Here is an 18,985-nt window from a genome sequence, read left to right as displayed (position 1 = left end):
TCGCCGGTCCGGTCGCGGTCGTGGCCCACGATGCCGGGGCGGCGAACCTCATCCTTGCCTGGATCGAAGCGGAGCGACCCTCGAATTTGCGTCCTGCAATGGCTGGTCCCGCAGCGAAGCTATGGGCTGCCCGCTTTCCCGACATTGCGTTGTTACCGCCCGAAGTCGCGCTCGAAGGAGCCGCGACGCTCCTTTCGGGTACCGGCTGGGCTAGCAGTTTCGAGCATGATGCGCGCGTTGTAGCGAAAGCTAGGGGGCTCCATTCGATCGCGGTGATCGATCATTGGGTCAATTACCGCATGCGGTTTGAGTGGGAGGCCGCTGAAGTCCTGCCCGACCTGCTTTGGGTGACGGATGGATATGCGGTCGCCGAGGCGCGCCGCGCCATACCGGAAGTGCCGGTCGAGGAGAAATCCAACCTCTATCTCGCCGAGCAGGCCGCGGCGGCAGGGCCGGTGCCGGCACGAGGTGACCTGCTCTTCGTGTCCGAGCCCGCGCGCAGCGATTGGGGACGGGGCGTGCCCGGCGAGTTCCAGGCGCTGGATCATCTCGTCCTTAACCGCGCCGCAGCGGGGATCGCACCCGACGCCGACTTGCGCATTCGCCCGCACCCTTCCGATCCTCCCGGCAAGTACGACGCCTGGATCGCCGCACATCCCGGTAGCTCGCTCGACAGTTCTGCTGACATGGGCGCGGCGCTGCACGATGCACGCTGGGTTGCGGGGCTCCAGTCCTTCGCATTGGTAATCGCCATGGCGGCGGATCGAATTGCGATCTCGACGTTGCCCCCTTGGGCGCCACCATGCCCGTTGCCGCACGATTTCATCTTGCGCTTGCGCGATCTGGTGCCGTCGGGCATCGAATAAGTGGGGAAGGGGGCTCGGATCAAAATGCTATTCGCTCAAGGTAAGTGCTGGCCGTTGCTCGTACCTTTCTTCCCGTATGCCCGGTGCCACGATCTTCCGTTCAGCGCATAACGGCCTGGTGGTTTGGGAGCTCATCCGATGACGCGGTTGCGCAAGTCGATGTGGTGGGCGCTGCTGGCCCCACCACTCAGCTGGGGGATGGCGGCTAAGCGATCCAAGCTATCTCAACGCGGCCTGTATCATGGCGCAAAGATTCTTGTCGTGCTCCTGCGCGACATAGCGAGTCTCTTTGTATGTCCTGACCGCGCGCCGAAGCGGCTGGAAGCGGGAACCAGTCTCTAATGCTGTTCACTCAGGGCACATTCTGGCTGTTGTTCGCGCTCGTATTCGTGCTGCTGAGGTTAAATGCTGCTACCTTCCGCTCAGTATCGGTCCAAAACCTCATCATATTCGTATCGAGCTACGTCTTTTACGGGTCGTGGGACTGGCGCTATCTTGGACTGGTCACTCTCAGCACGCTGATCGACTACACCGTCGCGATCAAGCTGGAGAGCCTTGAAAGCCCGCGCGCGCGTAAGGCTTTGCTGCTCTTCTCGGTAGCTGTCAGCCTAACGATACTCGCTATCTTCAAATATTATAATTTCTTCTCGACCCAGCTTGCTGAGCTCCTTGAGGCGATGGGCTTCACCGTGCATGCTTGGACGCTCAACGTGCTGCTGCCGGTGGGCATCTCATTCTACACGCTGCAGACAATGAGCTATGCCATCGACGTCTATTATCGTCGTTACCCCGCGGAGCGCAGCCTTTTGCGTTATGCAACCTGGGTTGCTTTTTTCCCACAGCTCGTAGCCGGACCGATCGAGCGGGCAATGCAGTTGTTACCGCAATTCCGCCGCGTAACCGATTTCGACTGGCGTTGGATATATCAGGGCGTCTCGCTGATAATCTTCGGCATGTTCCTAAAGGTTGTGATCGCAGATAATCTCGCGCCCGAAGTCGATCGGATATTCGCCAATTACAATAATTTGAGCGGTGGCGAGCTTTTGCTGGGAGGCATTTATTTCTCGGCGCAGATCTATACGGATTTCTGCGGCTATTCGACCATAGCCATCGGCTTAGCGGCGATTTTGGGCTTCCAGCTCATCACTAATTTCCAGACGCCCTATTTCGCCACATCGATCAGCGGGTTCTGGAAGTCCTGGAATATGTCGCTCACCGCTTGGTTCCGCGACTATGTCTATGCGCTGATCCGCAAGGGCAAACGCAGCGAGGGGCGGATAACCCTTGCGATGATCGGCACCTTTTTGGTGAGTGGTTTGTGGCACGGTGCGAACTGGACCTTCATCGCGTGGGGAGGGGTCCACGGCCTTGCCTTGGTCGCCGAACGCCGCATTCGCGCCGCCAAACTTGCGCGCGGAAGCCAGATCTGGCGCACTTTCGCCGGCTGGGCGATCACCATGGCGGTCGTGGTTCCGACGATGATTATCTTCCGCAGTCCGACCTTGCAGGTGGCAGCCACTTATTTGCGTCGGATGGTAACGGACTTTGCGATTCCCGGAGGGTCGCGAGCAGCACTTTTCTACGTCGCTCTGATGATCTTCGTAGATTTGATATGGCGGCGTGACGTTCGGCTTGAGGATGGTCCCGACGTGCGGGTTCGCGGTCGCGCTCGAGCGCCGCTTCAGGCATCGCTTCTCGCTGCTATGTTGCTTGCCGTCCTCGTCAATAATGCGATGGTCACCGATCTAAATGCCTTCATCTATTTCCAGTTTTGAGGGCCTGGTCGCTGTGCGCTCAGCGCGGCGTCGCATAGCCCTGTTCGTCCTGATCTTCTCGGGAATTGTCGCGGCGCTGCTTGCGGTGCATCTATCGACGCCGCTCTCGCAGGCGAGCGACGAACGCTATCTCATGGGGGTGTTCGATCGCCAGAAGATGCTGGCGTCGAGCAAGGGCAAGCCGAGGATCGTGTTGCTCGGGGGATCAGGGATGGGGCTCTCGGTGTCGGCCGAGACGCTCAGCAGGGAGCTCGGCACGCCTGTATTAAACGTCGGCGTGCAGGCCGGGATCGGCTTTCGCAATACTTGGTCCCTGTACGAGCCCTATCTTGATCCGACCAACGATGTGATCGTGGTCTCGCCCGAGATTTCCGTCTTTGATGTCGATGAGGGCTTCTCGCTGCCGTTGTGCGACGTGGTGTTCCTCAGCAAACGAGCCGACATGATCATGCGGCACCCGCGATGCGTGCCGGTCGTGATCTACCGGCTGTACGAGGAAGGACGATATCTGCTCAAGCCGCCGCCGCATGAGACCGGCGTCTATCGGCGTTCGGCGTTCAACATGCAGGGCGACGTAGTCTCGCATCTCGGTAAGGTTCACCCGACCCCGGATTTCAGCCGTTACGATCTTCCTGGTGAAGTCAGTCTCTCGGCGGTACGGAGCTACGTTCGGTTCGTGCGGAAGCACATTGCGGATAAGGGCTTCAAGGTGGTCGGCATTGCTCCGTTGATGCCCGAGACGGCCTGCCGGCGTTTTGACGCCCAGATCCGCGCTATCATGAGCGAATTCCTGAAGGTTACCAGCGATGCGGCCATCGCGAAGAGGCAGCCCCGGCCGGTGGCCTGCTTCCCCGATGCGCTGTTCTACGACGGCCCAGACCATCTCAACGCGAGAGGGCGTGCGTTGAAGACCGAAATCTTCCGGCAACACTTGGCACTGTTGACTCCCCAGTCGCCAACTGCGTCGTCTGATCCTTCACGACCGACAGCTTTCGCTGGATTCTCGGCATCACCGGCGATAAGGGAACGGCTTCCCAAGGGGGCGGGAAATCACGCTATGGCTGCCGTTTCCGCCGGCCAGAACGCTTTTGCTCTCAGATCGGACGATCCTTTGCGATCAGGTAGTGTGAGTGTGGATATTAGATGAAATATTGCTCGCGCTGCCTCCAACCCGACACCCGGCCCAATACCAAGTTCACCTCCGGCGGAATCTGCCCCGCTTGCGATTATTTCTCGCGCCTGCAGGACGTGGACTGGCAGGAGCGGTACGAAATCCTGGAAGACTTGCTCGCGGGGTACCGGCGAAAGGCCGGTCAGGGGTTCGATTGCATAATCGGCGTGTCCGGCGGCAAGGATTCAACGCGACAGGCGATGTGGGTGCGCGACAAGTTGGGGCTCAATCCCTTGCTGGCCTGCCTGAGCTATCCTCCGGAGCAAGTCACGCAACGCGGCACCGATAATATCTCGGAATTGATCGAACAGGGTTTCGACGTCGTCATTTCCGCTCCCGCGCCCGGCGTGTGGCGAAATCTGATGCGCGCGTCTTTCGACAAATTCACGAACTGGGCGCGCTCGACAGAACTCGCGCTGTTCAGTTCGGTACCGCAACTCGCAATTCGCTATGATATTCCGCTCATCCTCTGGGGTGAGAATCCTGGACTGCAGCTCGGCGATCTGAAGACGTTGGGGAACACCGGCTACGACGGCAACAATTTGCGCTACATGAACACACTGTCCGGGGGCGGAATGGAGTGGATGCGCGAGGCGGGGCCCGATGCGAAGCAGATGATCCCGTATCATTATCCAACGCCCGAATCTTTCGACGAGCACGGGTTGCAGATCGTTTATCTCGGCTGGTTTCTTGGGGACTGGAGCCTGGTCAACAACGGCATGTATGCAGCCGGCTATGGCCTGCACATCCGCGAGGACACGGTCGAAAATACCGGCGACCTTCTCGGCGTCACCAGCCTTGACGAGGATTGGGTGACGCTCAACCAGATGATAAAATTCTACAAGTTCGGCTTCGGCAGGGTCACGGACTATGTCAATGAAATGATCCGTCTGGGGCAGATGACGCGCGAGCGAGCAATCGAAGTGGTGACTGCCTATGACGATGCCTGTTCGCCCGATTATATCGCTGCCTTTGCCGATTATATTGGCATTTCGGTCGGTGATTTCTGGAAACAGGTGCATGCGTCGGTCAACCGCGACTTGTTTGACGTAAAGCCAGATGGGCGGATCGAGCGGCGTTATACGGTAGGCGTCGGACTATGATGCCGAAGCGGACGATCGGCATTGTCGATTATGGTGTCGGCAACCTCGCCTCGGTGCGCAGCGCGCTGCACGTTATCGGCTATCGCTGCCGCGTGAGCAGCGATCCGGATGTTTTGAGCGCGACCGATGCGATACTGCTTCCCGGCGTGGGCGCCTTTCCGGCGGCGATGGCCAAGCTCCACGCGCACAATCTGGTCGGTTTTCTCCAAAGTGAAGCACGGGCTGGCAAACCGTTTATCGGGATCTGTCTCGGCATGCAGCTCATGGCGGATGTGTCGGTGGAGCATGGCGTTACTGCCGGCTTGGGCCTGATCCCTGGGGAAGTGGCCCCGTTTCGGGAAAGCAACTGGCATATTGGGTGGAACACGATCGAGGCGATCGGCGATGACCCGATGGTGCAGCCGAGCGACGGCAAGTCGGTCTATTTCAACCACAGCTTCATCTTCGAGGCGCCGGCCGAATATCAATTGTGTCTATCGCGGCTGGCCGAGCCGTTCGTCGTCGGCGTACGGCGCGGCAATATCGTCGGGTTACAATTCCATCCTGAAAAGAGCCAAGGGGCGGGCCGCGAAATCCTGAAGAATGTGATCGAGGGGCTTTGCGCGTGATCAAGAAGCGGCTCATGGGCGTCGTGACCGTGAAGAACGGCTGGGCGGTGCAATCCTTTGGGTATTCTCGCTGGCTGCCGCTCGGGCGGCCGGAGATCCTTGTCGAAAACCTCGATCGCTGGGGCGCCGATGAGATTTTGGTCCAATGCATCGACCGGGACGGCCAGGGCCCCGACCTGGCACTGCTTGCCCGCATCAGCGCGCTTGGGCTGTCGACGCCGCTCATCTACGCCGGAGGAATTCGCAACGCCGAAGATGCGACCGCGGCAGTCGCGACGGCGGCCGACCGGATAGCCGTCGATGCATTGCTGCATGACGATCTGTCGCAAGTCCGCCCGATAGCCGAACAGCTCGGTTCGCAGGCGTTGATCGCCGCATTGCCGCTGAGCCGTGGCGAGAGCGGCGTGCTGTGGCGCGATCATCGCAACCGGACCGAGTCTCCGCTGGACCCTGCCCTCGTCGACATGCTCGACGAGTGCCTGATCTCAGAGGCGTTGATCATCGACTGGCGGCATGAAGGAAGGCCAGGCGCGTTTGATTCCTCTCTCCTCGACGGCGTGCTCCCGGATCATGTGCCGTTGATTTGCTTTGGCGGCCTGTCGGAGTCGGCAGACCTTGCCGCGGCCCTTGCCCGCACGAATGTTTCCGCTGCGGCCATCGGCAATTTCTTGAGTTACGAGGAGCATGCAATTCAGCGCTACAAGGCTGAGCTTGCCGGTTTGCCGCTACGTTCGGCCGCTTATCAGCGGAGGATCGCGGCATGACCGAATGCGCACGCTGTCTCTACAGCACGGGTCACGCGCTCGGTCTTACCATCGACGCCGAAGGCATCTGCTCGGGCTGCCGCATCCACGAGGAAAAGGACACGCTGGACTGGGCGGCGCGCTGGAGACTGTTGGAAGAGCTGGTGCGCCCATACCGCGCGACGGGTGAGGCCACCTACGATTGCATCGTGCCCGTCAGCGGAGCGGGAGATTCGCACTGGATCGTCCATCTCGTGAAGGAGCGGCTGGGGCTCAATCCGTTGCTCGTCAGCTACAACAAATATTTCAATACCCCGCTCGGCATCCGTAACCTCGCCAATCTGCGCATCAAATTCGATTGCGACATCCTGTTGCAGAACGTGAACCCGCTCAGCGTCAAGCGGATCACTCGCGCAACGCTGCGCCAGTTCGGCAGCATGTATTGGCCGTGCCTGGCCGGACAGACCGTATTCCCGGTACAGACTGCGGTGCGCTACAATGTGCCGCTCATCATCTGGGGCGCGCATCAGGGTCTCGAGCAGGTTGGCATGTTCAGTCACGAACATAATGTCGAGATGAGCCGCCGCTACCGCAAGGATCACGACCTGATGGGTCGGGAGGCGGACGATCTGACCTCGATCTTCGACACGCTGACCGAAGAGGACGTATGGCAATATCGCTATCCCGACGATGCCGATCTCGCCGCTGTCGGCGTGCGCGGCATCTATCTCGGGAATTACGTTCGCTGGGATCCCAAAGCGCAGCACGAAGCAATGGTTGCCAGCCACGGCTACAAGGGTGCCCTTTACGCTCGTACCTTCGACACGTACGACTATGTTGATTGCTGGAACTATATGGACGTTCACGACCATTTGAAGTTGATCAAGCACGGTTACTCCAAGGTGACCGATCATGCGTGCCGCGAGATCCGCCATGGCCGTCTGACACGCGGAGAAGGCCTCGCCCTCGTTGCCGCCCATCAAGACCGGCCTCTCGCCTATCTCGACAAGTTCTGCGAGTGGCTCGGCGTTCAGGAGCGCGGGCTTCACTTCATCATGGATCAGCACCGCAACCCGAAAATTTGGAACGAGACGGCGCCAGGTCGTTGGTTGCGGCGAGCCGAGACGGGATCCGAGCAAAGTACGGATGCCGCTGAGGCACGGCTCGGCTTTCGTGCCGATAGCAGCCTCGATTATACCGGGCAGGATCGCTACATCACCGTGGGCAAAGGTTACCCGCTATGAGCGGCGCCATGGCGAGTGTTCGTCCTGGTCAGGATAACAAGCCGACCCTTTTGTTCTTTGCGCGCGGATACCAGGCGGATTTCTTTCCCACCTTGATCAGCGACCAATATCATTCGGTTTTCGTTACGCTGACCCGGGCCGAGCGGCTGGCTGTCGAACAGCGCGGCCAGATTGTTGCGGCATGCTTCGAAGAGGATTTCGACAGCCTCGAGATTGCCGATGTCGAACCTGGCTATCTCATCACCTCTTTCGTATCCGACCGATTCCTCGGCCGGTTTCCTAATTCCGATCGTCTGGCGATTCTGGGCAAGGAAATTTCTTTCTGGCGAAAATTGTTCGATCGCTACTCGCCGGTGGCGGTACTGAACGAGATCGTTGCGATCGAGATCTCGGAAGTTTTGCTGATCGAGGCGCGCCGCCGCGGCATCAGGTATCTGGCCGCAATGCACTGCCCCTATGATGGCTATTTCTACTGGATCGACAATCCGATGACGCTCTCCGGGCGGTTCATTGTTCGTAAGGAGCCTGACGCGTCCTCGCTGGAGCGCGCTCATGACTTCGTGCGGTCGATTCTCTCGAAAGATTACACACCCTTTTATATTCAAAGCCTGGCAGGGCGGCGGGCGCTAAAGCCCGTCCTGATCGGATTGGTTCAATGGCTGGCACATTTCGTGCGCGAAAAAGGCTGGTTTGACCGCCGATTTCGATACGAGTCCTACCTCGCGGATTATTCCAAGAGGCTGCGCGTATTTTTCAGGGGGATGGGGCGCTATTACGATAGTGTCGACGATATCCCGGCAGACCGTGAGATCATTTATTATCCGTTGCACCAGGAGCCCGAGGCAACCCTGTCATACATGGCGGAGTTTTACGCGGACCAGGTTTCGTCCATTGAAAACATCCTGAAATGTCTCGGCCCGAACCAGGTTCTCGCGGTCAAGGAACATCCGGTCGATATAGGATCTCTGGCCCAAAAGAAGTTCGCAGACCTTCGTCGCCGAGTGACCGGCCTTTATTTCTTGCAGGCTGAAATTCCCAGTCGGTGGCTCATCGCAAAGGCGTCACGGGTGGTTACGCTGGCCAGTACCGTTGGTCTCGAAGCGGTGATCGTCAACAAGCCGGTCTATATGCTTGGCGAAGCGTTCTACGACAGCTTGCCTCGCCTGAAAGTAGAAGGCTGGGCTGATTTGCGCGATCGCCTGCGAAATCCGCCTGGCGAGGGTCCTTCGCGGGCGGATGTGGAACATTATATCGGCGGAATCGCGCAAATATCGATTGCAGGAAATCCATTCCCGCACGCGGAATTGTACGATGATCGGAATATTGCGCTGATCGTCAAAGCACTGGAAACTGCAGTCGAAGCTTGCGTTCCAGGATAAAGAGCACGCCTTTGAAAACCTTTTTGCGCCGCATCCGAGCATTTATGGGCGATCTATGGTGGATAGAGCGCAATATCCGCCTGCGCATGGCGATTTCCAAATATTGTTATAACCATGTGCCGTTGATCGGACGCCTCGTCGCGGCGCGGATCGACCGGCGTATCCTGAAGATCTACGGCTTGGACGTGACTTCGTGGACGGTGAACGTGAAAGCGTTGGCGATTTCTCATCCGGTCGGAGTTTTGATCGGCGGCAATGGGCTATATTCTCCCGGCCGGGTATCTCTCATGGCTGGAGTCAAGCTGGTCGGGCGCAGCCCGCTCGATCCGGAGTATCTCGCTCGCCACGCGAACCAGCGCGTGTTTTCCTTCGGCGATAACGTCGTGATCGGCGCTAATTCAACGGTAATCGGCCCGATCGACATTTGCGATAACGTGCTGATCGCCTCGATGTCGCTGATCAATAAGTCGATTACCGAACCGGGCATCTATGGTGGCGTGCCAGCGCGGCGCATCGGCGAGGCGGTTCCCGGCGACGAGTGGGTTTCGCATCTGCGGGCTTTTGTGTAAGCGTTACGCGCTATGAACGCTCTGAAATCCACGTTGCATTCGTTGCGCTGGCGACTTGTGCCGATACGCTATGCGGGGAAAGTCGGGAAGACCATCCGGTCCCTGAACCAGCGGCAGATATGGCGCTTTCCGATAATAGAACAGGTCGGAACGCAGGGTCATGCGCCCGGCCCGACGATCGATGCCGCCGAACTGGCTCGAATGCAGGACATCTATCGGCCACGTGCGGAGGCTGTCGTGCCGACCGAGCGGGGCCATCCGTTTGTGAATTTGTTCGAGGCCGGCGATTTCAGTGCCGACAACCCCGTCTTCCGCTTCGCATTGTCCCCGGAGGTGCTTGATCGCGCGGACGACTATTTTGGCGGGCGGCTTACGTTCGACAGCATTCAGGTGTTGTACTCGTTCCCGACCGAGGGTCCGCTGCGCGAAAGCCAGATGTGGCATAAGGATTTTGGCGATTCGACGTCTTTCCACTGCGTTGCCTATCTGAACGATGTTCTCGACGATCAACACGGCCCATTCGGCTTCGTTGATAAAGCGGACACGCGCCGCATCGGTACGTCGCCCTTTATCCGGCGGATTTCGGATGACGTCTTTGCCGAGGAGCTAGGCTCCGGAACCGTCCGCCGCTTTTACGGCCGCGCGGGGGATTCCGTTTTTGTAGACCCCGCAGCTTGCTACCATTTTGGCAGTCGCTGCGAGACGCCGCGTTTTGCGATCTTCGTGACTTTTAACACCAGCCGCCCCTTCGTACCTGCGTTGCCGCTATTGGCTGCGAATGCTAAGCAGGCAGTAGTGGAGGGGAGGAAGGTGCGTCCCGACCTTTCGGAAGCCTATTTGCGCCGAATTTTCAACGTCTCGCCTGAGGTCGCGCTGTAATCCGTCCGTAGCGATGAGGCTGCGACGGGCAGTTGATTTAAGCATATGCTTCAGCGGAGCTCGACGCGTCGGTCGCAGATGGCCGGGCGATCCCGGGAGCGGGCGACTCCCCCTTTTGGCAACTGCAATGTCGAGCTTACCACGACCGTGGGTTGCCGCCCATTCTCCTGACACGCGAACCGCGTCATGCCTGAGCGCGTCGTTGCGCCTGAAGGAGGCTGCCCCTATAGGCGCTACGATGGCGCGGAGGGCTGAATCAGGTGGGAATAAATCCGGGACGATACGGGCGATGCCCCGCGCTTCGTCACCATTGCCACGCATCTGACCGGTTCAAGGCATTCCCCCTTCCCACCAGCGATTTTGCCGTAGCGGGTCGCGGCTGTCTTCCCCTTAAGCGAAGCAACAGGTCGGTCACGGGGAAGATCCGCGGTCCATTCGGGCTATATAATCATGTCTGCTGACACGGGCCGGTTAGGCCGCGGCTGGTTCGCGATCGGACGCGCCTTGACGGACCAGCGCAGCGCCTATGTGATCGTCAACCTCGCCGTGAACTTGATTTTTCTCGGCCGAAGCTACGTAACGATGCGCGTTCTGGGCTATGAAGAGCTCGGCCTGGTCGCGCTGATGCAGTCGATAATGATGCTGATTGCGGTCACGCAGTTCGGCTTCATCAACGGGGGGTACCGCCTCCTATGCGAAGCGCAGTCCGAAGAGGCGGGGCGCATCAACGATCTCTTGTATACGATCATGGCGATAATCGGCTTGCTGACCGCTGCGATTACGGCGTTTGTGCTTGGCATCCTTCCCGGTCAGGCCGTTGCGCTTGTTGCGGTATCTGGGGCCGGGGCAGGGATGCTCACGCTCGTAAAGACATGGATGACCAATCAATTGATCGCGGGGCAGAGGCTTTCGCAATTGAATTCGGCGACGGCCTATTCGGCATTTGCCTCGGTCGCGGTTCTCGCCTTTGTCGGCATTGCTCCGCTCGCCTCAGCTTTAGCTGCCGTTGCGATACAGCCGCTGGTGTTTGTGATATTGGTTTTGCACGCAAACCCGTCGTTGAGGCCAAGCGGGTTTTCGCTCGATCGAGCGCTCATCGGGCGCGCCTTCTTCAGCGGCTTCGCGGTGTTTCTCACCAGCATCTTGCTCCAGGTCAACCAGCAGCTCGAGCGGTGGTACGTCGTGGCCTTCCTAGGGCTGGACTCGCTCGGCCACCTTTATCTTGCACTGCTGTTCGTCAATCTGTTCCAGACGGTCCCGACGTCGATAGAAGCGATTTTTTTGCCGCGTATGGTGCGCGCTTATTCTGCGGGGCAGGAGGCAGATGTACGTCGCGCGATAAAACAGATGCTGGGCATTCAGGCGATCTATTGCGCCGGAACGGTGATAGCTGTGATGTTCGTAGCCGCGCCGGTGCTTCAACTCCTCCTGCCCAGGTATGTTGAGGATCTGCGCTACGTAGAGATCTTGTTGCCGGGCCTGCTCCTGTTCACGCTTTGCTCGGTGTTCGCGATGACATTCAACGTCCTGATCCGGTATCGCAGTTACCTGGTCGCTTATGGTATAGGTTCGCTTGCGACGGTGGGCGCTTTCGGCGCGGTCATATCGCTGGGGCAGACATTTTCGCTTGATGGGGTGATGTGGGTACGGTCCGGCGCATATGCCTTGACGGCGCTTGCCCTTGTTTCCGGATATTTCGTTGTTGTGAGATCCCATAAGGCTTTTCGCATTCTACGAACGTCGGCAGAGGGCGCGCACCAATGATCCACTTCCGCATCGCCGATTTCCTGTCTGCGTTATTCTATCGCTTTCTAGGGCGTGTGATGGGCGTGTTCGGCTCGTATGGACGCAAGGCACGCATCGAACGGCCCCTGCACATCGCCGGCGCCAAATTCATTCATTTCGACGAGAGGGCTTCCGTTCAGAACGGCGCTTACCTGACGGCTGTGCAAATCCATGACGCACCGCCGGTATTGCGCTTTGCCCGCGATTGTCTGGTCGGGCATCATGTGCACATTGTTTGCACGCGCTCGGTCGAAATTGGCGAGGGCGCTTTGATCGCAGACCGAGTTTTCATCGCAGACAATGGGCACGAGTTTTCAGACCCCCATCTTCCCATCAAGGATCAGGGATTGAGGCAGCTCCCGGATACTCGTATTGGCCGAGGGTGCTGGGTAGGCAACAATGCTGTGATATTGGGCTGCTCGATCGGCGAGAACAGCGTGGTCGCCGCAAACAGCGTAGTGAACAGGGATGTGCCCGCCCGATGCGTGGTAGCTGGAATTCCGGCACGCATCGTGCGGCGTTGGTCGGAAGCGGACAAGAAGTGGATTGCGGCCAGTGAATAAGCCTGTGAGTGTTGCGTCCGTGACGGCTTCGACCTCGCAGAGGTTCTTTGGCGAATGGACGATGGCCCGCAGCGTACGGGTGCTTGCGCTCTTCCTCGGGATACTGATGAGTGGCGGCGCCCCCTTCCTGCCGCGCATTCCGATGCTCGGCGCCATCTTCATGCTCTGCTTTATCAATCAGGGTCCCTCGTTCGGAATCCGGAATGCAATGAGGGGCATTGGCCTCTTGCTGGTTATCATCTTTGCCATCGCGCTGATTGGCGGTCAGAGCTTTGACGTGGAGGGCTTAGCCAACCGCTACGCAAATTTCTTCGCGGCGATCCTGTTGTTGGGCCAATATGTGTCTGAACCGCGCGACACGCTAATGAAAGACCTGCTTCCAATCGGGTTCTTTTTTAGCTGCCAGGCAATTCTAACAGTATTTCTCGCGGAGTTTGCGAATGGTTTGTTTAGCGATATCCCGAATGGCGAGAACGTCCCTTATCATTCGATAGCATACATCTTCACATACCACGTGTTGCAGGAAGACTCGACGAGGTTCTTCAGGCCGGATGGATTTTTCTTCGAACCCGGCGTGTTCCAGGTTTATGCGAATATCTACCTGTTCCTCTGTCTTTTCGTATTCCGAAGCCGATTGCAGGCGGCGCTGGCGTTTTTCGCAGTGATGTCCATTCAATCGACCACGGGGATTATGATCGCCATCGCGCTGGTGGGGTTGTGGTATATTCGCCTCTTGCCGACGGCCACTTGGACGGAAAAACTCGTTGGTATCTTCATGGCGCCGATACTAATCGTCCCGGTCATGCTTATCGGTCAGAGCAATATTGATGCGAAGTTCAACGGTGTCGGCGTCGGATCGAAACAGGCGCGTGAGTATGATTTCCATACCGGAATGCGAGTGGCTGAACGCTATCCCTTGACCGGCATTGGATTTGATTATGAGCGTTATTACGACCTAGCAGCGAAATACGGATACACTGAAACGGAAATGCCCGCACATTTGATCGTGGATCGCCCGTCGTCCAACGGGATCGTCTCGATGTTCTGGATGCTGGGCTTCCCGATGTCCTTTCTGCTGCTGTGGGGGTTTTATATGCAGCGCTTCTTCCCCCACAAGTTGATAATATTTGTGCTGATGATCGTATCATTGGCATCTGAGTCCATAGCGCTGACGCCATTCTTCCTGTTGCTCATGTTTAGTGGGTTGTTGATAGATCCGAACCGGAAAAAAGGCGAGAAGCAAGTTCCTCCGGTGCGCTCTTTTTCCAACCTGCCGACTGGCCCCGCTCGCCGTCCATGATCGGGGCCTTGTCGCCGCCATCTATTTCGAATCTGCTCTTCAGTTACTTTCATGCCTGAGGATCCGCACCCGCGCTCTTCAGGCCAGGATCATTATTATGGCTCGAATCCTCTTTATCGCGTGTGATTATTACGTTTACACAGATCGGATTGAGGAAGAGATGCTTCGATCGGGCCATCAGGTCACTCGTGTGCCGATCGAGCCGCGCGGCACTTGGAACAAGACCGTTCGCAAATATGCGAGGCGCCAGCACCGGCGCTTGCTCGACGCCTATCACGCGAAGGTTCTGGCGCCGCTTCGAGATAGCCACTTCGACATCGTCTTGTTTCTTCAGGCGCATCAGATTTCGCCCGAAAATCTGCAAAAGCTTCGCGCTGAGCATGCGGAAGCCCGCTTTGTCCTCTACAATTGGGATTCCATCGAGACCCATGATTATCGGCCGCAATTGCCGATGTTCGATAAGGCTGCGACGTTCGATCCTGTCGATGCCAAGTCCTACGGCATGCAATATCTGCCGCTCTTCGCGTTACCGGAATTCTATACCGTCCCCGACACCCGATCGGAGCTGCAGTTCGACATATACTTTGTGGGATCAATGCACTCGCTGGCCAGGGCAGAAGCGGTTCAGAAATTATATCGGTTTTGCGCGGCCGAAGGGCTTCGGCTGAAGCTCCATCTGCATTGCAGCCCGCCGCGCTATGCGCAGTTGCTCCTGAAGCGAATGTGGCTGCCGGGCATGACTCTCCGCTCGATCGGTATCGGCGGGATAATCGAAATAATGCGGCAATCGGTCGCGGTGTTCGATTTCGCCAGTCAGCGGCAGACCGGCATGACGATGCGTGTCTTCGAAAATGTGGCGGCCGGAATGAAAATCATCGCTACAAATCCGTACATGGTGGGCCAACCCTTTGCCACGCCTGACCGAGTGTTGATGCTCAACGATCTCGACTTCGCGTCGACGCGTGATTTCCTGGAACAGCCACTGGCCGCGACGGATCGATTTACGGAATACAGCCTAGCCAATTGGCTTCCCCAACTGCTTTCCTGAGCGCTGCCTGAGCTTATTGCTGGGCGCTCGGCAGGGAAGTGGGTGTGTCACCCGGCGGCCGCGCTTTTGGCCCAGCGCGCCGTAATAGCCTCAATGCTGGTATCTCCACCCAGCGAAACAGCATGACCGCTATTATCAGCGATATGGCCAAGGCGACGACCGAATAGGCGATTCCACCTCCGACCGAACGCATATCGATCAGCCTGGAAATGATCTGGGCGGCGATGGACATTGTGAGCGGATGTATCAGGTAGAGCGAATAGGAAGCATCACCGAGCAGCAGTAGCGCCGCGCTTCGGGGGACGCTTCGTCGCATCTCGATCAGCACCGCGCCGTAGACCAGCAGGCCGGCGCCGAGACCGTTGCGGATAACACGATGAGCATCGACCTGCGCGACGATCCATGCGGCGCCCGCCGCAATTAGCAACGCCCCCCAGCGCCGATCGAGCGCCGCCCCGCGATCGCATAGCCAGCCCAGGAAAATCCCCAGGAGGAATTCCAGGATGATTGGGTCCGTGTAGAAAGAGCCGGCATTGAGCCCTCGCGGTATTACCAGCGAGGCGGTAGCCAGCATCGCAAACGCGAAGACGAGTGCCGGCAATCGCCAGTTGCGCGGGAGAAGCAGCGCGAGGCCGAAGATCGCGTAGAAGAACATCTCGTAGTTGAGCGTCCAGCCCGGGATCAGCGTCGGAAACATCGAATCAGTCGCCACGGGATGCGCCATGGGAATGAACAGATAGGAGGAGATGACGTGAGGCCAGACCAACTGTCCCGAGCGAATGGCCGAAGGCCAGACCATTAGCATGACCACTATGACCGTCGTAAGCAGCCAATATAGCGGGACGATGCGGATGATGCGGCGATAATAGAAATCTAACGTGCGGTGGTGGTTTTGCGATGTGTGCCACATCACGAACCCGCTGATGACGAAGAAGATGTCGACGCCGGCTGACCCATAATCGATCAACCCGATCGCGTGGCCAGCCCGCTTGAGTTGTTCCTGCAGGTGGACCAGGACGACTAGCAGGGCGGCAAATCCGCGCAGATATTGTATCGACACGACCATGTCTCGGGGGGCGACTGCGCCCGGCGAGACGGGTCCGGAAAGCGAAGTAGGCAGCTCAAATTCCCTCGGATCATCCGTCGTCGCTATTCGAGTAACGGCGGGTTGGATAGCGCGCAAGACCGGGCCCATGGCGCTGCTAATTGCCTTTATCTGGGCCAATCATTACGGGAGGCGCACCGCTCCGGAAGGAGTTCAACTCGGACAACGAACAACATGAATATCCTGATCACCGGCGGTGCCGGATTCATCGGCTCGCGTCTGGCCCTCGCGCTGGTTGCCCGAGGGCATCAGGTCCGCATACTCGATGCGCTGTCACGGCAGATACATGGAGCGAATCCCGAGACGTCACCTCTGTACCGATCCATCGTCGGGCATGTCGATCTTGTGGTCGGAGACGTTGCTGATCGTGCGACGATGGAACGAGTTTTGGATGACCAAGAAATAGTCGTCCACCTCGCTGCGGAAACTGGCACCGGTCAGTCGATGTACGAGATCGAGCGCTACACGGCGGTCAATATTGGCGCCACTGCGACGATGCTCGACATCCTTGCCAACAGCGCACATTCGGTGCGCCGCGTGGTGGTGGCGTCGTCCCGGTCGATCTATGGCGAGGGTAAATATCTAACTTCCGAAGGCGCCGCGGTTTATCCCGGACATCGGGCGGAGGTCGATATGCTCGCCGGCGATTTCGAGGTGAAGCACAAAGGAGCCGCCGGGCTTGAGCTGGTTGCAACCGATGAGGAGGCCAGGATCCACCCATCTTCAGTCTATGGCATCACCAAGCAGGTGCAGGAGCAGATGGTGATGACGGTCTGCCCGACGATCGGGGTCGAAGGTGTGGCGCTGCGCTACCAGAATGTCTTCGGCCCAGGCCAATCGCTCTCCAATCCCTATACCGGGATACTCTCGATTTTCTCGAACCTGATCATGGCCGGCAAGGGCCTCAACATCTTCGAGGATGGCGAGGAAAGCCGCGATTTCGTGTATATCGACGATGTGGTCGAGGCCACAATTCTGGGCATCGAGCACGCCGACGCCGGAAACCAGGTTTTCAACGTCGGCACCGGGGTGCCGGTCAGCGTGAATTTGGTCGCGGCGACCTTGGCGCGCCTGTTCGGCGTTTCTCCCGACATCACCATCACGGGCAATTTCCGGCTCGGAGACATCCGCCACAACTTCGCCGATATGACCAAGATCAGCCGCGAGCTTGGTTTCCGCCCGCGCTATGATTTCGAAAGCGGTATTGCTCGGTTTGTGGAATGGGCCAGGGTCCAGGGTGAGCAGGAAAGCGATTACGATCGCTCTATTGCAGAGATGAAAGCGCGCGGGCTGATGAAATAACGGCCAAGGGCAGCTAAAATAGTATATCCAGTGCGGGCGCTGCGTGCAGATCTCGGCAATCAGGACGCCGGCCCCGACATAGCCATTTGCAGTGGCTAGCAAGGTCGGCCAGGGTGTGTGGTCGCGCTAAGTTAGTGGGTGAGGGATGACTCTGTGACGACTATAACGCGCGCCTACCTGCGCGATAATTATGTCTTCTGGATGCTGGTCGCGCTGTTCGCGCTGGCGCTCTTCGTCGGAGGAAGCTCCCGAGCGGACGTCCCCGGCTTGATGGTGTTGCGCCCAATCGCAATTCTGTTCGCGGCGATTGCCTTGCTGGGACTTAGCAGGAAAGACCTGCGCGATTTTCGAGGCGTTTTCATCGGCGTAGCGGTCTTGTTTGGCTGGATAATCCTGCAGCTCATCCCGCTTCCGCCCGCGATCTGGACTGCCCTGCCAGGCCGGGCGGTGATGGAGCAGGCCGCATCGGCTGCCGGCATGCCTCAGCCGTGGCGGCCGTTTGCGATGGTGCCTTGGCGCGCTTGGAACAGCTTTTATTCCTTATTTGTACCGCTGGCGGCGCTGCTCCTGGCAATCCGGTGCACCCCGGAGCAACGTGCGCGCCTCCTCCTTGTCATCCTCGCCGTCGGAGCGCTGAGCGCGGCCGTGGGTGCGATGCAGGCGATGGCGCCCAATCGTGACCTCATCCATCTTTACCGTTTTACGTCGGAGGGCGTTGCGGTCGGGTTGCTCGCCAATCGGAACCACCAGGCGGTCTTGTTATGTTGTCTGTTGCCCGCCCTTGCAGCGTTGGCCAGCGATCCCGCGGGTAGCCGGTGGCGTCGGCGCGGCTGCCTTGCCGCCGCCATTGCGCTCCTGCCGCTGGTCCTCGCGACAGGTTCGCGTGCTGGCTCTGTGATTTTCGTTCTCACCGCCGGCATTTCGTTGCTGATTTATCGCAGGCCGTCTCGCCCGGGAACGGGTGGAGCCCGGCTGCCACTCAAGGTGCGGCTGGCATTGGTGGCGGGGGCGATACTAGTGGCGCTTATCGGCGGATACTTGATAACTCGAAGCGTCGCCGTGGAGCGTTTCATGGGAAGCTCAGGCGCCGACGAGATGCGGTTCATCGTATGGATGCCGATTCTGAACGTAGCAAACTCCTATTTCCCCTTTGGATCAGGCATCGGGTCGTTCGTAGAGATATATCAGCAAGGCGAACCCTTATCGTTGATCGACTCTTCTTATCTTAATCACGCGCATAATGAGCCGCTTGAGATATGGCTCGAGGGCGGATTATTTGGCTTCATCTTGCTTCTCGCTGGTATTGCGTGGTGGGCCCGCCATATGCTTCGCTTGTTCCGCTCGTCTGGCGCCTCCCAGCTTTTCCGCTGCGCCGTGGCGGGGGGCGTCGTGATTTTATTGCTTTTCGTCGCGGGTATAGTCGACTATCCCGTCCGCGTGCCGATACTCGCGATGATCGCATCGGTATGTACAGTCTGGCTCGCCTCGCCTCTTGCGCCTGCCCGGGCCTCGGGTGGGGGCGAGACTCGTGCGATCTGAATGGTG

17 protein-coding genes are annotated in these 18,985 nt (G+C 58.5%); 16 read left to right on the top strand and 1 reads right to left on the bottom strand.

The genetic code is table 11. From position 1 onward, the window contains the following. The first annotated feature begins 98 nt into the window (after positions 1-98). The 14 genes from ACZZZM_RS15530 to ACZZZM_RS15465 all read left to right on the top strand — a co-directional run bounded on the left by ACZZZM_RS15530 (position 99) and on the right by ACZZZM_RS15465 (position 15,033). The gene (locus tag ACZZZM_RS15530) at positions 99-866 is read left to right on the top strand and encodes a hypothetical protein (protein WP_463595982.1); all 768 of its coding nucleotides are present in this window, start codon (positions 99-101) and stop codon (positions 864-866) included. A 341-nt stretch (positions 867-1,207) separates the two neighbouring features. Next, on the top strand, positions 1,208-2,641 hold the full coding sequence (locus ACZZZM_RS15525) for an MBOAT family O-acyltransferase (RefSeq protein WP_463595981.1): 1,434 nt from the start codon (positions 1,208-1,210) through the stop codon (positions 2,639-2,641). Next, the gene (locus ACZZZM_RS15520) at positions 2,616-3,788 is read left to right on the top strand and encodes a hypothetical protein (RefSeq protein WP_463595980.1); all 1,173 of its coding nucleotides are present in this window, start codon (positions 2,616-2,618) and stop codon (positions 3,786-3,788) included. The genes ACZZZM_RS15525 and ACZZZM_RS15520 overlap by 26 nt, the downstream gene beginning before the upstream one ends. Next, positions 3,785-4,915 (top strand): N-acetyl sugar amidotransferase, encoded by a 1,131-nt coding sequence (locus ACZZZM_RS15515; protein ID WP_463595979.1) that lies wholly within the window; start codon positions 3,785-3,787, stop codon positions 4,913-4,915. The genes ACZZZM_RS15520 and ACZZZM_RS15515 overlap by 4 nt, the downstream gene beginning before the upstream one ends. Continuing rightward, entirely contained in the window at positions 4,912-5,523 is a 612-nt protein-coding gene (hisH, locus tag ACZZZM_RS15510; RefSeq protein WP_463595978.1) for an imidazole glycerol phosphate synthase subunit HisH, read from the top strand. Before ACZZZM_RS15515 ends, hisH begins: the two co-directional genes overlap by 4 nt. Further along, a complete protein-coding gene (locus tag ACZZZM_RS15505) occupies positions 5,520-6,287 on the top strand; it encodes a HisA/HisF-related TIM barrel protein (protein WP_463595977.1) in 768 nt (255 codons plus the stop codon). Before hisH ends, ACZZZM_RS15505 begins: the two co-directional genes overlap by 4 nt. Continuing rightward, positions 6,284-7,510 (top strand): N-acetyl sugar amidotransferase, encoded by a 1,227-nt coding sequence (locus ACZZZM_RS15500; RefSeq protein ID WP_463595976.1) that lies wholly within the window; start codon positions 6,284-6,286, stop codon positions 7,508-7,510. The genes ACZZZM_RS15505 and ACZZZM_RS15500 overlap by 4 nt, the downstream gene beginning before the upstream one ends. Continuing rightward, complete coding sequence (locus ACZZZM_RS15495; RefSeq protein WP_463595975.1) at positions 7,507-8,889, top strand: capsular polysaccharide export protein, LipB/KpsS family; 1,383 nt, start codon at positions 7,507-7,509, stop codon at positions 8,887-8,889. The genes ACZZZM_RS15500 and ACZZZM_RS15495 overlap by 4 nt, the downstream gene beginning before the upstream one ends. A gap of 11 nt (positions 8,890-8,900) precedes the next feature. Further along, a complete protein-coding gene (locus ACZZZM_RS15490; protein WP_463595974.1) occupies positions 8,901-9,458 on the top strand; it encodes a hypothetical protein in 558 nt (185 codons plus the stop codon). A gap of 12 nt (positions 9,459-9,470) precedes the next feature. Next, entirely contained in the window at positions 9,471-10,337 is an 867-nt protein-coding gene (locus tag ACZZZM_RS15485; RefSeq protein WP_463595973.1) for a hypothetical protein, read from the top strand. Positions 10,338-10,787: 450 nt separating this feature from the next. Continuing rightward, positions 10,788-12,101: a lipopolysaccharide biosynthesis protein gene (locus tag ACZZZM_RS15480; RefSeq protein ID WP_463595972.1), complete on the top strand. Its 1,314-nt coding sequence runs from the start codon at positions 10,788-10,790 to the stop codon at positions 12,099-12,101. Then, the gene (locus ACZZZM_RS15475; RefSeq protein ID WP_463595971.1) at positions 12,098-12,685 is read left to right on the top strand and encodes an acyltransferase; all 588 of its coding nucleotides are present in this window, start codon (positions 12,098-12,100) and stop codon (positions 12,683-12,685) included. Before ACZZZM_RS15480 ends, ACZZZM_RS15475 begins: the two co-directional genes overlap by 4 nt. A 19-nt stretch (positions 12,686-12,704) precedes the next feature. Continuing rightward, on the top strand, positions 12,705-13,985 hold the full coding sequence (locus ACZZZM_RS15470; protein ID WP_463595970.1) for an O-antigen ligase family protein: 1,281 nt from the start codon (positions 12,705-12,707) through the stop codon (positions 13,983-13,985). Positions 13,986-14,082: 97 nt separating this feature from the next. Next, a complete protein-coding gene (locus ACZZZM_RS15465) occupies positions 14,083-15,033 on the top strand; it encodes a CgeB family protein (protein WP_463595969.1) in 951 nt (316 codons plus the stop codon). A 13-nt stretch (positions 15,034-15,046) separates the two neighbouring features. Here the strand turns inward: ACZZZM_RS15465 and ACZZZM_RS15460 are convergent, their stop codons facing one another. Next, entirely contained in the window at positions 15,047-16,258 is a 1,212-nt protein-coding gene (locus ACZZZM_RS15460) for an acyltransferase family protein (protein WP_463595968.1), read from the bottom strand. Between the two features lie 54 nt (positions 16,259-16,312). Between ACZZZM_RS15460 and ACZZZM_RS15455 the strand changes: the two genes are divergently transcribed. Next, positions 16,313-17,440, top strand: coding sequence for an NAD-dependent epimerase/dehydratase family protein (locus ACZZZM_RS15455; protein WP_463595967.1), 1,128 nt, complete (start codon positions 16,313-16,315; stop codon positions 17,438-17,440). A 153-nt stretch (positions 17,441-17,593) separates the two neighbouring features. Continuing rightward, positions 17,594-18,979 carry an O-antigen ligase family protein gene (locus tag ACZZZM_RS15450; protein ID WP_463595966.1) on the top strand — a complete coding sequence of 462 codons (1,386 nt, stop codon included), beginning with the start codon at positions 17,594-17,596 and terminating at the stop codon, positions 18,977-18,979. Positions 18,980-18,985 lie beyond the last annotated feature (6 nt).

It is taken from the genome of Sphingomonas sp. AC522 (assembly GCF_979258125.1).
This window is presented reverse-complemented; position numbering and strand designations above follow the sequence as displayed.

What these genes read in the sequence shown, in the direction of transcription:
- ACZZZM_RS15515 (WP_463595979.1), top strand. Translation starts at nt 3,785, where the DNA reads ATGAAATATTGCTCGCGCTGCCTCCAACCCGACACCCGGCCCAATACC.
- ACZZZM_RS15465 (WP_463595969.1), top strand. Translation starts at nt 14,083, where the DNA reads ATGGCTCGAATCCTCTTTATCGCGTGTGATTATTACGTTTACACAGAT.
- hisH (WP_463595978.1), top strand. Translation starts at nt 4,912, where the DNA reads ATGATGCCGAAGCGGACGATCGGCATTGTCGATTATGGTGTCGGCAAC.
- ACZZZM_RS15475 (WP_463595971.1), top strand. Translation starts at nt 12,098, where the DNA reads ATGATCCACTTCCGCATCGCCGATTTCCTGTCTGCGTTATTCTATCGC.
- ACZZZM_RS15500 (WP_463595976.1), top strand. Translation starts at nt 6,284, where the DNA reads ATGACCGAATGCGCACGCTGTCTCTACAGCACGGGTCACGCGCTCGGT.
- ACZZZM_RS15455 (WP_463595967.1), top strand. Translation starts at nt 16,313, where the DNA reads ATGAATATCCTGATCACCGGCGGTGCCGGATTCATCGGCTCGCGTCTG.
- ACZZZM_RS15485 (WP_463595973.1), top strand. Translation starts at nt 9,471, where the DNA reads ATGAACGCTCTGAAATCCACGTTGCATTCGTTGCGCTGGCGACTTGTG.
- ACZZZM_RS15530 (WP_463595982.1), top strand. Translation starts at nt 99, where the DNA reads ATGGCTGGTCCCGCAGCGAAGCTATGGGCTGCCCGCTTTCCCGACATT.
- ACZZZM_RS15525 (WP_463595981.1), top strand. Translation starts at nt 1,208, where the DNA reads ATGCTGTTCACTCAGGGCACATTCTGGCTGTTGTTCGCGCTCGTATTC.
- ACZZZM_RS15495 (WP_463595975.1), top strand. Translation starts at nt 7,507, where the DNA reads ATGAGCGGCGCCATGGCGAGTGTTCGTCCTGGTCAGGATAACAAGCCG.
- ACZZZM_RS15520 (WP_463595980.1), top strand. Translation starts at nt 2,616, where the DNA reads ATGCCTTCATCTATTTCCAGTTTTGAGGGCCTGGTCGCTGTGCGCTCA.
- ACZZZM_RS15480 (WP_463595972.1), top strand. Translation starts at nt 10,788, where the DNA reads ATGTCTGCTGACACGGGCCGGTTAGGCCGCGGCTGGTTCGCGATCGGA.